Source organism: Porphyromonas gingivicanis JCM 15907, from assembly GCF_000614585.1.
Classification (GTDB): Bacteria; Bacteroidota; Bacteroidia; order Bacteroidales; family Porphyromonadaceae; genus Porphyromonas; species Porphyromonas gingivicanis.
The window spans coordinates 110221-124181 of record NZ_BAKX01000001.1; the positions used below are offsets into that span (position 1 = coordinate 110221).

10 protein-coding genes are annotated in these 13961 nt (G+C 40.9%); 9 read left to right on the top strand and 1 reads right to left on the bottom strand.

Annotated features, from left to right (window positions below):
* The first annotated feature begins 389 nt into the window (after positions 1-389).
* From JCM15907_RS00460 to JCM15907_RS11900, 9 genes are all read left to right on the top strand, one after another.
* Positions 390-3560, top strand: coding sequence for a hypothetical protein (locus JCM15907_RS00460; protein WP_148297407.1), 3171 nt, complete (start codon positions 390-392; stop codon positions 3558-3560).
* Between the two features lie 135 nt (positions 3561-3695).
* Entirely contained in the window at positions 3696-5864 is a 2169-nt protein-coding gene (locus tag JCM15907_RS00465) for a T9SS-dependent choice-of-anchor J family protein (RefSeq protein ID WP_025842271.1), read from the top strand.
* Positions 5865-6317: 453 nt separating this feature from the next.
* Positions 6318-6638 (top strand): hypothetical protein, encoded by a 321-nt coding sequence (locus JCM15907_RS00470; RefSeq protein WP_025842272.1) that lies wholly within the window; start codon positions 6318-6320, stop codon positions 6636-6638.
* Between the two features lie 47 nt (positions 6639-6685).
* On the top strand, positions 6686-7138 hold the full coding sequence (locus JCM15907_RS00475) for a radical SAM-associated putative lipoprotein (RefSeq protein WP_025842273.1): 453 nt from the start codon (positions 6686-6688) through the stop codon (positions 7136-7138).
* A gap of 27 nt (positions 7139-7165) precedes the next feature.
* Positions 7166-8263 (top strand): TIGR04133 family radical SAM/SPASM protein, encoded by a 1098-nt coding sequence (locus JCM15907_RS00480; protein WP_025842274.1) that lies wholly within the window; start codon positions 7166-7168, stop codon positions 8261-8263.
* Positions 8264-8303: 40 nt separating this feature from the next.
* Complete coding sequence (locus JCM15907_RS00485) at positions 8304-10430, top strand: tetratricopeptide repeat protein (protein ID WP_025842275.1); 2127 nt, start codon at positions 8304-8306, stop codon at positions 10428-10430.
* Between the two features lie 54 nt (positions 10431-10484).
* Entirely contained in the window at positions 10485-11741 is a 1257-nt protein-coding gene (locus JCM15907_RS00490) for a phosphoglycerate kinase (protein WP_025842276.1), read from the top strand.
* Positions 11742-11820: 79 nt separating this feature from the next.
* A complete protein-coding gene (locus tag JCM15907_RS09885; RefSeq protein ID WP_159099880.1) occupies positions 11821-12297 on the top strand; it encodes a GNAT family N-acetyltransferase in 477 nt (158 codons plus the stop codon).
* Between the two features lie 77 nt (positions 12298-12374).
* Positions 12375-13490: a phosphatase PAP2 family protein gene (locus JCM15907_RS11900; protein ID WP_159099881.1), complete on the top strand. Its 1116-nt coding sequence runs from the start codon at positions 12375-12377 to the stop codon at positions 13488-13490.
* Between the two features lie 46 nt (positions 13491-13536).
* On the opposite strand, the gene recO is transcribed toward JCM15907_RS11900, so the two are convergent.
* Positions 13537-13947, bottom strand: coding sequence for a DNA repair protein RecO (gene recO / locus JCM15907_RS11905; protein WP_051522302.1), 411 nt, complete (start codon positions 13945-13947; stop codon positions 13537-13539).
* Between the last annotated feature and the right edge of the window lie 14 nt (positions 13948-13961).

A 13961-nucleotide genomic window follows, 5' to 3' on the forward strand; every position in this document is an offset into this window, starting at 1 on the left:
CTGTTGTATACCGATTTGTCTTAGCAATTTTATAGCTTAGTCTTGTAGGGAAAAATAGAGAGAAAAAGAAACCTTCAGCCTTATCAATCGGATGACTTTAATGAAGGACTATTAAAGAAAGTATTTTCCCAAGCAATAAAGGGCTCGTTGCAATACGAATTACCCGAATTCTGTCCGCAAAGATAGGATTTTTCTTCTACTAATCAATAGAAACATCACAAAGTTCGATGAAAGATACTTGTATGAGAATTCCTTAATGCTTCTTATTTAAGCTTATAAACGACTTTTGTGTGAGTGATATTGCTTATCTTTGTAGAGATTGTATTGAACTTAAGTGTTCAGGGTACATTTTATTTGTTTTAATATACATTGAATAGGTTAAAAAAGCTATGATTAGAAAGAATTCACTATTTAGTTGGCTAACGACAGTGAGTTTGTTCCTTTTGTTTTCTCTAGGAATAGCTCATTTTGCGTTTGCTCAGGGCTCTCAAGCATCTGGTGTGCTTAGCTTCAACTTGCCCAAACCAACTGTTTTCAAACCAAAAGAGGTGACGGGAACAAGTTTTTCTGCTTCTTGGCGTAATGTTCCTCCAGTAGAAGGGGAGTTTAAGACTACTAACTATCGTTTGCATTTAACTCATGAGTTTGAAGCGAAGGAAGATACTCTTTATCCTGTTGGAAATGCTGTAGTTAAAGGTGCAGAGCAAGAAACAGGACTTTTAGCTGCTGGAGGTCAAGTTTGGTTAGATAATTATTTAACACAAGGAGCTTGGTGGGGGTCTTACATAAAAGCTCTGCCTGGAGCAATACGAATAGATGCTGGTGCAATACCGTCCAATATCCCAGATGATTTGATTGAAAATTTTGCAAGAATTGTTTCTCCTGTATACGATTTGCAAAATAACGGAGGGGAGTTCACTTTTAAGTTCAAAGCTAAGGTGGCTTCAGGGACTACGGCAGCCAAACTATCTGTATATGGTTATGGCGAGGAAACTCCTCCAAAGAAAATCTCTGATGTTAAAGAACTTGTTGTTCCTGCGGATGGACAAGAACACGAATTTTCTCTCTCTTTTAAAACAGGAACTTGGTGTCATGTCCTTGTCGTGTTAGTTAAGAACCGTGTATCTGTAGACTTTGTAGATGCTTTCAAGATAGAACAAAATCTAAAGAAGGGGGACAAGGGATTCCGCTCTGTTATGCGAGGTGCTTTCACAAAAGATGAGCTTGTTAAAGAAGATGTTGTAGATGCAGCTAATCCTTTTGCAACAATTTATAGTCGCGAAATTGGAGATCTCACCCCAGATATTCTTGATGTAGAACAGGCTAAGAGTAGAGGAGAGCGTGTTGCCTATCGTGTGTTGTGTGAGAGTGTTTTGGTAACTGCATTGAAAACATTCGTTTCTCGATCTCTTTACTCCGAACCCGCTTATTTCGATAATATCCCTTCTGACGAGAATAAATATCTCTATGTAGGTTATTGTGATTACGAAGAGCCTGACTACAACAAGGCTATCCCTGGTAGTGTGCCCGAAGATCAGAAAGGTTATGCTTCTGCCGCCATCAAAGCCACAAAAGAGCTTTTGAGTGAGTATGTAGGAGGTAAAGTGGTAGGTCTCCGTTTCTGTGTGGCTGCAGCTGCCCAAGTAAATACAGGTCACAAATTTACTCCTGTGCCATGGGAGCAAAGTGTACCTCATATTTATCTTGCCGAAAGATTGAGAACTTGGCAAGATAGCTGGGATGGTAATTACTCAGATGAGAGTAAAACTAAGTTTATTAAAACAAAGAGTGCTGTTTTTCACGATGGTTGGAACTCTGTATTCTTTGATGAGCCCTACCCTATAGAAAAGGATAAAGAATTCTTTGCGGGAGCTTTCCTTTATGATGAGGCTGCATCTGGGTTGACTTTTGTAGGAGGACGTCGTATTGATGAAACAACTAAATCGCCAGATGCTTTTATGGAGGCCTACAATGCTTCTGGTTTACCTGTAGACTTAATTCCATTTGGACGCTACGCTGCTCTTGACAATGCAGTGCTTATGCAACTTATTGTCGAACCAGACCCCAATAATCCTAAGTTCCAAAATAGAGCTACTTTCTCAGATCTAAAGAGTGAGGTATTGTATTACGACCATGAACCCGTAACTCTTTTGGCTACTGTTAAGAATGATGGGGTAAAAGCGATACAAACATTGAACCTTAAGGTGGAAATGGCGGGAGAAACTAAAGAGCATGTTGTAAATTTCAAAGAGCCTGTTGCTTCTGCATCTTCTATAGAGTTTGAATTCCAACCTTTTGAAAAGCTTTCTAAGTTTGGAGAAACAGATGTAAAAGTAACTTTCACTAAAATCAACGAAACTACTCTTGAAGTACCTGCTATCTTGGAAACTAAGACGAAGTTGATAGACCATTCAAAGGTGTTCCCAAGAACCATTATGTTTGAACTCTTTACCTCTGAAAACTGTCCCAACTGTCCACAAGGAGAATCTTTCTTCTTATTCCGTTTTGGGAAGCCTGAGTTTAAGTATATCAAGGATAGAACTGTCTTCGTTTCTCACCATACGGGAAGCGTAGGTGGAGACTTTTTGAAGCATAGTTACAGCTCTCAACTTTTCCCATTTTATGGAGTTGTTTCAAATGCTGGAAATTTGAAATTCCGTTCTGCCTTTACCCCTGGAGGTATGTTTAATAGAACGATTAACCCTCATTTCTCAACGAGAGATCCCTATGCACCTGTTTCTTCTCTTTATATGTTAGAAGATGTATTCCGTAAGTCGATTAATCATGCTACATATCGCGAACCTGCTTATGGTCGCTTGGCATTGAAGGATACTTACGATGATGCTACTAAAAAACTCAAAGTAGATATTGAGGGAGAAATTTCGGAATTGATCGATCCTACTCGTCCTGTATATGTCTCAATTATGTTGGTTCAGAATTCGGTTAAGGCACGTGCTCAGAAAGATGGAGGTAAGATTAATCCTAATTATGTACATCATAATGTTTTACGTTATGTGGATGAGGCTGGTTTACAGGGAATGCCTGTTCAGCTTGATGCTAACCGTAAATTCACAATCTCTAAAACAATAGATTTGGTAGGTGTTGAAGCTGGAGGTTCTCTCCAAGACAATCAACTTCTTCTCGAAGACGAGGCTGGCACTCCTATAACTATGAAAGAGTTGGTAGAAGAAGGTCTCCAAGTGATTGCTTTCTTACATTATTCTGTTCAGTTGCCCACACTTGATGATGTAGAAAAGAACGATCCTCGTATTGGAAAGAACGAAATCATCAATGTTGCTTCCAATCGTATCAAGGAACCTAAGGCTTATTATCCAGCCGAAGAAATTCTTTCAATTGATACCCCTATTTTTGATGCTACTCAAGAGATTGTGTATGTAGCCAATCGTGCTGTACATGTAACTTCTGCTTATAACAATCTCAAGGTATTTGCGATTGATGGTACTATTGTTCGCAATCAAGATTTAGCAGATGGGGCTTACGTAGTGCGTGTAGAGTTGATCGATGGCCGATTAATAACTGCCAAGGTTATAGTACGTTGATAACACAAACTGAATAAAAACTCTTGCAGTCTCTGTCGCTCCAAAGGGGGGGAGGCTGCGAGAGTTTTTAGTGTTATATTCTTTCTTCTAAATAGATATAGTTTATATAATCAAAATTATTTATCAGATTTACTAATGAAAAAGTTTTATTTATTGCTTTTGGTTGCTCTATTGCTCCCAGCTTTTGCTTGGGGACAGCAACTATTTTCTGGAGGAGACGGTTCCGAAGGAAATCCTTATAAAATAGCCAATGAACAAGATTTGAATACTCTTTCAAAAATGGTAGCCGATAAGGCAAACAATAGCTTTGAAGGAAAATATTTTACTCAAACGGCAGACATTCATCTTACTGGAGAAAACTTTACTCCTATCGGGGGGAATGCTACTGAATTAGTTCCTAACTGGGAAAAAGAAAGTTTTTTCAATGGTATGTACGATGGAGGTATGCACAAAATTTATAACCTCAACATTCATACCGAAGAGCAACTTTTAATGGATGGGGACGAATGGAATGGAGCACGTTTCCGTGTAGCTCTTTTTGGAGCTATAGGAGGAAAAGCTGTTATTAAGAATGTTGTAGTAGCCAGTGGCCATATTTATGGGGCTGCCCATACAGCTACCATAGTAGGGTGGATGCGAGAAGGGGCTCTTGTTAGCCATTGTAAAGTAGGCAATAAGGTGCATCTTTTCTCTCGTTATGTCGCAGGGGGAGTTGTTGCTGCTGCATTGAAAAATACAACGGTAGAAAAGTGTGTTAACTATGGGAATGTTCGCTCGTATGGAAATGCTGCTTTTACAGGTGTAGCTGGAGGTATAATTGCTAGCCCAAGTGATACCAAAGTAGAGGGGTGTGCAAACTTTGGAGATGTATACTCTGCTACCAGTTTTGTTGGAGGGATTGTCGGGTTATACCCATTAACTCGCCCTGATGGACAAGAGTTTAATTATGTTTATCCTCCTATGCAAAGTTGTATGAATGCAGGGGATGTAAGCTCGCAGACTGGAGTAGCAGCTGGTTTGGCAGGAAGTTGGCCTTATGCACCTGCTGTTTCTACAGAAAATGGTAGGACTGCTGGAGAGAAGATCGCTCTCAAAAACTGTTATTCTTATGGTCAGGCTTATGTCGCTACGAAGAAGACTTTTGGTCCTATAATTGGTTTTGTACAACGTCAGTTCCCCCAAAAGTCAGAAAAGACTTACTACAATGCCGATCGCTTTTTCTTTAAGGTAGATCCTAACTCTACAGATTCTGAGATCGCTTTTTTACATGGAGAGTCTAAGACTCACGCAGATATGCGTTCTGATGCTTTTATAGCAGAGATAAATGAAGGTAGTCTTCATCCTTTTGAAAAGGATAAACATGGTATAAACTATGGTATGCCTGTTTTGAAGTGGATTAACGATAGCTATGATGCAGAGATTGATGTACCTATCTACATGGAGAAAAATTTGACTCCAAGTGTATTTAAAGAAAAAGCTGGTACTTTCTTCCGTCCAAATAGAAGAGGAGAATTCATTATGGTAAATAAGGATATGCAAACACCAAATATCCAAATGAAGAGTCTGGGACACTCTATCTATAGAGCTTGGGCATATCGTATATTTCCTATTAAGGGTGAAACAAAATATCGTTTCTTTAATTCTACATCTCGTTTCCGTCGTCCTTTTAATGAAGATGGCAGTGTCAATGTACAGAATGAACCCAATGCAGCCGCTCACTGGCTCATTACTCCAGAGTTTGAGGTTACCAAAGAAAAACCATTTTTTGTATGGAAAGCCGGTTCTGAAAACGAAGTTTTAAAGGAGGGTTATAAGGTGTATATTGGAGATGCTTCTGCTACTTCTCCAGAGCTCTTCAAGGATGCTCCACTTTTGTTTGAGACACAAGGAGAGGATGTGATGGTTGAAGTTCCAGAGAGTGCCTATGAAGAAGCTCACTATAAGTTCCATCATAGAGCGGTAGATCTTAAAGCCTATATTGGTAAAAAGGTGCGTCTCGCTTTTGTAGATGATACAAAATATGGTTTCTCTTTGATGTTGGGTCAATTTAATGTTGCAGAGACAGAAAAAGAGATTGCTATTGAAGAAATTTTACCTTCCGATCTTTATACCTTACGTATGGAAGGTACTACCTTGTTGGCAGAAACTCAAGGAGAAAATCTTTACTTTGAGTTGTATGATATGACTGGGCAACGAGTAGCTATTGCAGAGAATAATCTTGTTTATACAGCTACAAAGGGAGTATATGTACTCAAAATCCAAGACTCCTTGAAGAGAACTCAAGTACGTAAGATTATAATCTAAGGTTGAGATTGGATAGAGAGAAAGCTCTTTAGAGCTTTGTTCGATTTATTACTATGGATAAGGCTATCCGCCGAAACGGATAGCCTTATCTTTTGTCTTTGCTTGTCTCTTTTACTATTCGATACTGGTGTCTCTTTCTACCCAGAAACTTCTGTGCTGGTAGAAGGATCTTTCAAAGGGTTAGCGCTTTCTTTCCGAACCTTCTGTGCAAACTCCTGAAACCTTTAATCTTTTTGGGGACAACCATTATACCTTTTGAGAAGAGGGAGGGCTACAGATAGTCAAGACAAATAAAAAAATGGAGTTTAAGGTTCGGACTCTCCTTATTTTTATCTTGGTATATAGATTTTCGTAAAGATTGCTTTCAGTTGTTAGGTTTGACCTTTTAGTTAATAATTATTACCTTTGGCTCTTAAGAGTAGGATAGTTATTCATATTCAGGAGATTTATAAAATGAAAATAAAAAGCCTTCTTTCGAACTTCTATAAAGGAGTTGTGGGTGGACTAAAGGTCTTCGTAGCTTTCTCTTCGGCGTGTCTTATTGTTGCTTGTGGCGTTAAGAAGAGAACTGGAAGAGAACCCGTAGAGCCTCAATTGCCTATGGAGAGCGAAGAGAAGGAGATGGAGAAGTCTCGACCTCCCAAAGAGAGGGAGGAGATAAGACCCGTCTTGATGTATGGCACTCCCTATGATACCTATCAATTACGCGAAAAGAAGCAACAAAATCGTCCCAACAAAGACCTTCAAAAAGAGAGTAAGAAGGAGGGACGGTAATCTTATTTCTATATAGAGTAGTACACACAATTAAACATACCAACACTATGAAAAAAGTTTATCGTAAGGTTTCTATTTTAGTCGCTTCTCTATTAGGTTCGCTCTTTGCTTGGTGGGGTACTTCTTCTTGTATCTCTATTGGTCCCAGAGTAGAGTATGGTACCCCTGAGGCTGAATTTGAGGTAAAAGCTACCGTTCTCTCGGATGATAATAGCCCCATCAAAGGTCTCCAAGTACAATTGTTGGACGAGAAAGGCAAGGTTGTAAAAGACACAGAATATACCAATCGTAGGGGAGAGGTAGAGTTGGAAGAGGAAATACACTTCTTGAACAATCAAGAGCGCAAGGTACGTGTAGTTGATGTCGATGGTGCTCAAAATGGTCTTTGGGAAAATAAAGAGATTACCGTGCGCGTGAAGGATAGTTACGTGAGTCAAGAAGGGCGTTGGCGAAAAAAAGCAGAACAGAAGGTAACTATTCGTATGACTCGCAAGAGATAGTTCTAAAAGCGTATAGCAAAATAGATTATGAGTGGTTCTAAGCTAACTTTTTCTCAGCGTATCGGTTTAGAACGGCATCGTATACTTCGTAAAAAACTTGCAGTAGAGCATCCGTTACGTACTCTCTTTTGGGAGTGTACGTTGCGGTGTAATTTGGCGTGTAAGCACTGTGGTAGCGATTGTCATGTATCTTCCGATTCTAAAGAACTTTCGAAGGAGGAATTTCTTTCGATTATAGATTCAATTACCCCCCACGTAGACCCTCATAAGGTTTTAATCATCTTTACGGGTGGTGAAGCTCTACTCCGTCCCGATTTGCCTGAGATAGGTAGGGAACTGTATCAAAGAGAGTACCCTTGGGGGATAGTAACCAACGGTATGCTACTCGATGAGGAGCGCTTGGCAATGCTTTTGAAAAGTGGATTACATACTCTAACTATAAGCTTAGATGGTTTTGAAGAGGCACATAATTACCTGAGGGGACACCCACAGAGTTATACTCGTGCCGAGCGTGCCGTACACCTTATGGCACAAACTTCAACGGTCAATTGGGATGTTGTAACTTGTGTTAATCCTATGAACTTTTCCACTCTCTCTACTTTTCGAGATCATCTTATCAATATTGGGCTCAAACAGTGGCGTCTTTTTACTATATTTCCTGTGGGGCGTGCGGCGCAAGACCCTAATTTGCAACTTTCTGACGAAGACTTTTATCGCCTGATGGAGTTTATCAGAGATACCAATAAAGAGGGAAGAATAGAGGTGTCGTACGGTTGTGAAGGCTTCTTAGGAGGCTTTGAAAAAGAGGTGCGAGACAACTATTATATATGTAGTGCAGGGCTTCAGGTAGCCTCCATCTTGTGCGATGGTACAATTAGCTCTTGCCCCAGCATACGTTTCGATTATAAGCAGGGCAATGCTTTACAAGAGGACTTTTGGAATGTGTGGCAAAAGAGGTTTTTGCCTTACCGAGATCGCTCTTGGGCTAAGAGGGGCGAATGTGTCCGATGTGAGCATTGGAGATACTGTGAGGGGAACGGAATGCACCTACACGATGATGATGGCAAACTTCTTGTATGTCATTATAAACGATTAGAGCAAGCTGAAAGGAAGCTCTTTACCTAAGAGGGGGCTTGCCATAATGGCTCTATAAACTCTTTGTCGTATGAATAAAAAATCGATTAATGCCTATATCATTTCGGGACGTATAGCGCAAGCTATAGAGTTACTACAGGCTGCGGTGATACGTCCCTCGCAATATGCCGTACAGACTCGTTTAGAACAGTTAAGAGATAATTATCTCTCAATGCTTACCTATCTGCGTCAGGGAGTCGAAGATAAAGAGCAGGAACGCATCATTCTTTATATGAAGCGAGAGTTGCTTGTAATTTCTGAAAAACTGTATAGAGAGGAGCAGAAGTATGTTTCCAGCCATAAATACTATCATACATTGAAAGTGCGCGAGGCGCAGAGTGCTATGTCTTTGGAGGCTCTCTTAGAGGAATTGCTCCAACCAGCTTTGAAAGAGCAGAATAGAAGTTCTTTCGATCATTTGGTTAATTTCCTTTTCGAGACTCTCTGGACTTCAGAGACTATTACGAACCAACAGATGGGGCTTTTGGCTCAATGCGATGAGTATGTACGTCTGACAGCAGTCTCGGCTCTTACGCTCGGATTGATGCAGTATTGGGACCTCTCGAAATTTTCTTTCCTCTGCCATGAGCTGGAGCGAGAAGATTGTAGTGTAGACTATCGTGTTCGACTGGTTTTTGCTCTATTTCTCTTCCTCAATCATTACAGAGAACGTTTATCCTTATATCGAGAAGAGTTATCTCCTTTGATAGATGGGGTAGTACAAACTCCTTACTTTAAGGAGACTTTTCTCTCTATATGGATGCGTTATATCTATGCAATGGATACGGCTCGGGTGGCAGATATAATTCAAAATAATCTTCCAGGACTACTCAAGAAAGTAGGACCTAAATTGCGAGATGTTATGGGAGATAAGGAAGAAATAGATTTAGCAGATTTGAGTGAGAGTGACGACCCTGAACTCCTCTCTTTGGAGGCTAAATTGAGAGACTTTGGTATGCTCGAAGAAGAGGGGGCGGATACAATGCATGTTTCCTTTAAGGATTTGAAGGGAGACTACTTTTTTAGTGATCTCTCTGCTTGGTTTCTGCCTTTTGATACAGAACATGGAAGGGTGCTTAGGGTATTGGAGCGTAATGAAGCTATGCGTACCATGTTACCTATCTTTTCACAGAAGTTGTGCGACTCAGATCTCTACTCTTTCATTACTACTATTGATAAAATGCCCATGGGAGGCAATTTAGTGGTGGGAGGAATGCCTATGGATGTCGCTAACGAAGCTCTGAAAGACCAGATCGAAGAGGCCAAGGGACGAGAGTTGGATTACGAGCGTTCTATCCTCTACGCCACGAAAAAGTATGTGGAGAATTACTATAGATTTTGCAAAATTCACCCTGATCGAGAGCAGTTTACAGACCCATTTGAGCGACATTATACCCCCGATATTTCCTTTCTTTATCCCCATATAAATATCAATCTACTCCTTTCAGAGGGGGCTCTTTTCTTGTACAAAAAGAGGCATTATAGAGATGCTTTATCTCTCTTTCAGGCTCTTTCTAAGCGAGAGACCGTAGATAGTACCCTCTTTGTACGTATGGCTTATTGCTATTATTTTGAAGGGGAGTATGCCAAAGCTATAATGGCTTTTGAACATGCTGATTTAATTCAAGATGTTTCTCTTACAGCTCGAAAAAAATGGGCGCGTTGCTATCGTCATTTAGGACAGACTGCTACAGCTGTAACTTTATATAGAGACCTTTTGGAGCGTTATCCAGAGCAAGAGGAACTTTTGCTCGAACTCTCTGCTCTTCTTATCGAAGAGGGAGCCTATGCAGATGCCTTGCCTCATTTGTATAAGTATGAATTTACCTCTTCAGAGCCTATTAAGGCGCAGCGTCCCATAGCTTGGTGTTTATTACTTAGTGGAGACTTGGAGCGAGCTTATAGGTATTATGAGGACATTGTACATCGAGAGGCTCCTTTGGCGAGTGATTTCTTAAATGCGGGCTATGTGGCTTGCGCTTTGAAAAAGAACTCTGAGGCACTTGTCTTATTTCAAAAAGCAGCACAGCAGTATCTTTCTCAAGAAAAACTCTTTGACGAAGTTACTGCAGACTTACCCCTGTTAGAAAGTCTTTTAGATAGGGAAAACCTCTTTGTCCTCCTCGATGGGGCTGTTGCGCTTACTAAGAAAGAGTAGTTGGGCAATGAGGCATCCCAACAAGTATTTATGATACATATTTAGTTAATGGCTATGAATATACAAGATTTCAATTTCTCTGGTAAGAGAACCTTTGTGCGTGTCGATTTTAATGTTCCGCTGAACGATGCAATGACTATTACCGATGATACTCGTATGCGTGCTGCTTTGCCCACGCTCCAAAAGGTAATTAAAGACGGAGGTCGCTTGGTTATTGCCTCTCATTTGGGACGGCCTAAAGGGGTAAGCGAGGCTTTGTCGATGCGTCATTTAGTTCCTCATTTGTCAGAATTGTTGGGAAAAGAGGTCGCTTTTGTTGCGGACTCTGTGGGAGAGGAGGTAGAGAGAGCAATTCATGCTCTCAAGAATGGAGATGTACTCCTTTTAGAAAATCTTCGTTTTTACGAAGAAGAAGAGGGTAAGCCACGAGGTTTGGCAGATGATATTTCCGAGGAAGAGAAGAAAGTAGCTAAGAAAGCTGTGAAGGAGCGTCAGAAGGTCTTTGCTCAACGCTTGGCATCAATGGTAGATTGTTATGTAAATGATGCTTTTGGTACTGCACATCGAGCACATGCCTCTACGGCACTAATTGCCGATTCTTTCGATAAAGAGCATAAGATGTTTGGTTTCTTAATGGAGCAAGAAGTAAAGGCTGTAGAACGAGTACTTAATAATATTCAACGTCCTTTTGTGGCTATAATGGGTGGCTCTAAGGTCTCTTCGAAGATTGATATTATAGAAAATCTTTTGGACAAAGTAGATACACTTATAATTACTGGAGGGATGAGCTTCACTTTTGCTAAGGCTTTTGGTGGCAAGATTGGCAATTCGCTCTGTGAAGACGATAAGTTGGAAGTAGCCCGTTCTGTAGTAGAGAGGGCAAAGTCTAAGGGGGTACGCCTTATTCTCCCAGTTGACTGTAAAATAGCCGATGCTTTTAGCAACGATGCACACACCCAATTTGCTTCTGTAGACCAAATACCCGACGGTTGGATGGGGTTAGATGTAGGCCCAGAAACGGCTAAACTTTATGAAGAGGCTATTCTTTCGGCTAAGACTATCCTATGGAATGGCCCTGCTGGGGTGTTTGAAATGAGCAATTTTAGAGAAGGATCTAAAGCTTTGGCGGAGTCTATTGCTAAGGCTACAGAGAAGGGAGCTTACTCTCTTGTAGGAGGTGGCGACAGCGTTGCTTGTGCTCATCTTTTTGAGGTAACGGACAGAGTTTCTTATGTCTCTACGGGAGGAGGAGCTTTGTTGGAAGCTATTGAGGGAAAAGTATTACCCGGTATAGCAGCCGTTAATCAATAAACACTTTTCTGTAATGGACTTTTCTTTTCGTCCTTATCGCACTACAGAGAAACATGTTTTATCTCAAGTTCGAACTCTGATGGAGGAAGCTTTTCCTCCATCGGAGCGAAGAGCTTGGAAAGATTTTGAGCAATTGCTTTCTTCGGAGCCTCGTTTTACCCTTTTTCTTTTATACAGGAAGGACTCTTTGTTGGGCTTTTTTACTCTTTGGGATTTAGATTCCTTTTTTTATGGGGAGCATTTTGCTCTTTTTCCGAGTCGTCGTGGAAGTGGAATGGGACAAGTTTTTTTAGAGAAGATTTGTGCTTATGCTCGAGAGCGACAAAAGCCTTTGGTTTTAGAGGTAGAGCGTCCCGAAGATGAGCTTACACGGAGGCGACTTGAGTTCTATTTGCGTAATTCTTTTTCTCTCTTATCAAGGGAGTATATTCAGCCATCGTATGCTTTGAACTCTCCTGAAGTACCTATGTATCTCTTGGGGACTTTGCCTGCTGATGAGGCTTCAATATCGACCTATGTTTTATGTATCAAGCAAGCCGTTTATACTCGTTTTTGAGGCTTTGGCTACTCATTTCATTTGGTTGTCTTACTCTTTTTTCTTCTTTTTCTGCAGAGGTAGAGGAGAGAAAATATATGCAGGCTGATTCGGTAACGTTTTCTAAACCTTATATCAATATCCCTCTTGCTGTTTTACCTTTTGGAGTGGGTACGCTTATTACACAGGAAATAGATCAAAAGGTATATGATATCCGCCACAACCATTTGCCCAAATTTCGTTACCATTATGATGATTACCTCCAGTTTGCACCCCTTGCCATACAATTCTCTATGGGACTTGCAGGTGTACAGGGAAGGAGTGAGAGCCAATTACAGCTCCTAACTGCCGATGCGCTGGCTGGAGCTTTTGCTGCGGCTTTGGTCAATGGAGTTAAGTACTCCGTAGGACGTTTGCGTCCCGATAATTCTGCGTACAATTCTTTCCCTTCAGGACACACGGCAACAGCCTTCTTAGGGGCAGAACTTTTTGATTTAGAGTACGGGGAGCGTTATCCCTATTTTTCTGCTCTAAACTATTCTATGGCTATTGCTACAGGTTTTAGCCGTGTGTTGAATAATAGACATTGGATATCAGATGTCTTTGCAGGAGCTGGAGTAGGCATCCTTTCGGCTCAGTTGGGCTATTGGGTTCGTGATTTAATATATCGAGACCCTTACTCCTCACTGAAAAATTATACGCCAGATTGGGAAGAGATAAAGCCTTTTTTACTTACCTATCGAGGAAGTTCTGGCACTCTTTTTACTCGCAAGAATAATCTCTTTAGTACACTTCGTTTGGGGCTTAACCTCTCCTATCTTTATGAAAGAGAATCTACCGTCTTAGGTTCTTTCGGTTTTACTACTGGGGTATTTTCCCACTCTATGAAACGAGCGACTCCTACTTGGTTTTGGGGGGTAGAAATGGAACGGGTTTATCCTATCAAGGGGCGATGGACTTGTGGTTTTTCTACCTATTGGAATTGGATTGACCACTGGGAGGATTTGCCCGAAGCTGATTTCTTTTCTGAATTGGGAGGGAGGATGTTTGTAGATTTCTATTTTCTTTCGCATCGTAGTATGCGATTATTTGGAGGTATAAGTGGTGGCTGGGGTATGCTATCCGATTGGCGAGATGGTGAAAAGAGCTATCGAGCCACACCTCATTATCTTATGTTAGAGTTGGGTGTAGCACTTCAACTACATCTTTTCTAATCTTGGAACATCTTTTTTCTTAGGGGAGTAGAAACTCTAACATCTTTCAAAGAAGTGCAAGAACATCGGGAGATGACAGTTGCCCTATATGGGCAAAGTGTAGAGAATAGTAGGTGAGTAGGTAGTTAAGAATACGCCTTCTCTCTGTTACCGAGAAGCGGTAGGCCTTCATATTGTCGTATGAAATGCGCATGAAGATGGATAGAAAACGCACTTCGTCAGGTGGAATACAGGGACTTAATGGGGCTTTTTCTACAAAACGTGCCTCTGCGAGGTCGAACCATACCTTAGATTGTCGAGAATAGCTGTAATCCGAAGGGGCTATGCCTACAAAGTGTAAGAGTTGGTAGAGGAACGCAAGATGAAAATTGGCTATACCCGAAGAGCTTTCTTCCAATACATCTAAAGAGCGAGTTATATAGGTAAAGAGCGGTTCTTCGCTTGGAATATCGCGCAAAATATGAGTTAGTA

Bases quoted from the DNA above. Each gene is read 5' to 3' on its own strand.
- JCM15907_RS00460 (WP_148297407.1), top strand. From the start codon at position 390: ATGATTAGAAAGAATTCACTATTTAGTTGGCTAACGACAGTGAGTTTG.
- JCM15907_RS11900 (WP_159099881.1), top strand. From the start codon at position 12,375: ATGCAGGCTGATTCGGTAACGTTTTCTAAACCTTATATCAATATCCCT.
- JCM15907_RS00480 (WP_025842274.1), top strand. From the start codon at position 7,166: ATGAGTGGTTCTAAGCTAACTTTTTCTCAGCGTATCGGTTTAGAACGG.
- JCM15907_RS00485 (WP_025842275.1), top strand. From the start codon at position 8,304: ATGAATAAAAAATCGATTAATGCCTATATCATTTCGGGACGTATAGCG.
- JCM15907_RS00465 (WP_025842271.1), top strand. From the start codon at position 3,696: ATGAAAAAGTTTTATTTATTGCTTTTGGTTGCTCTATTGCTCCCAGCT.
- JCM15907_RS00490 (WP_025842276.1), top strand. From the start codon at position 10,485: ATGAATATACAAGATTTCAATTTCTCTGGTAAGAGAACCTTTGTGCGT.
- JCM15907_RS00470 (WP_025842272.1), top strand. From the start codon at position 6,318: ATGAAAATAAAAAGCCTTCTTTCGAACTTCTATAAAGGAGTTGTGGGT.
- JCM15907_RS00475 (WP_025842273.1), top strand. From the start codon at position 6,686: ATGAAAAAAGTTTATCGTAAGGTTTCTATTTTAGTCGCTTCTCTATTA.
- JCM15907_RS09885 (WP_159099880.1), top strand. From the start codon at position 11,821: ATGGAGGAAGCTTTTCCTCCATCGGAGCGAAGAGCTTGGAAAGATTTT.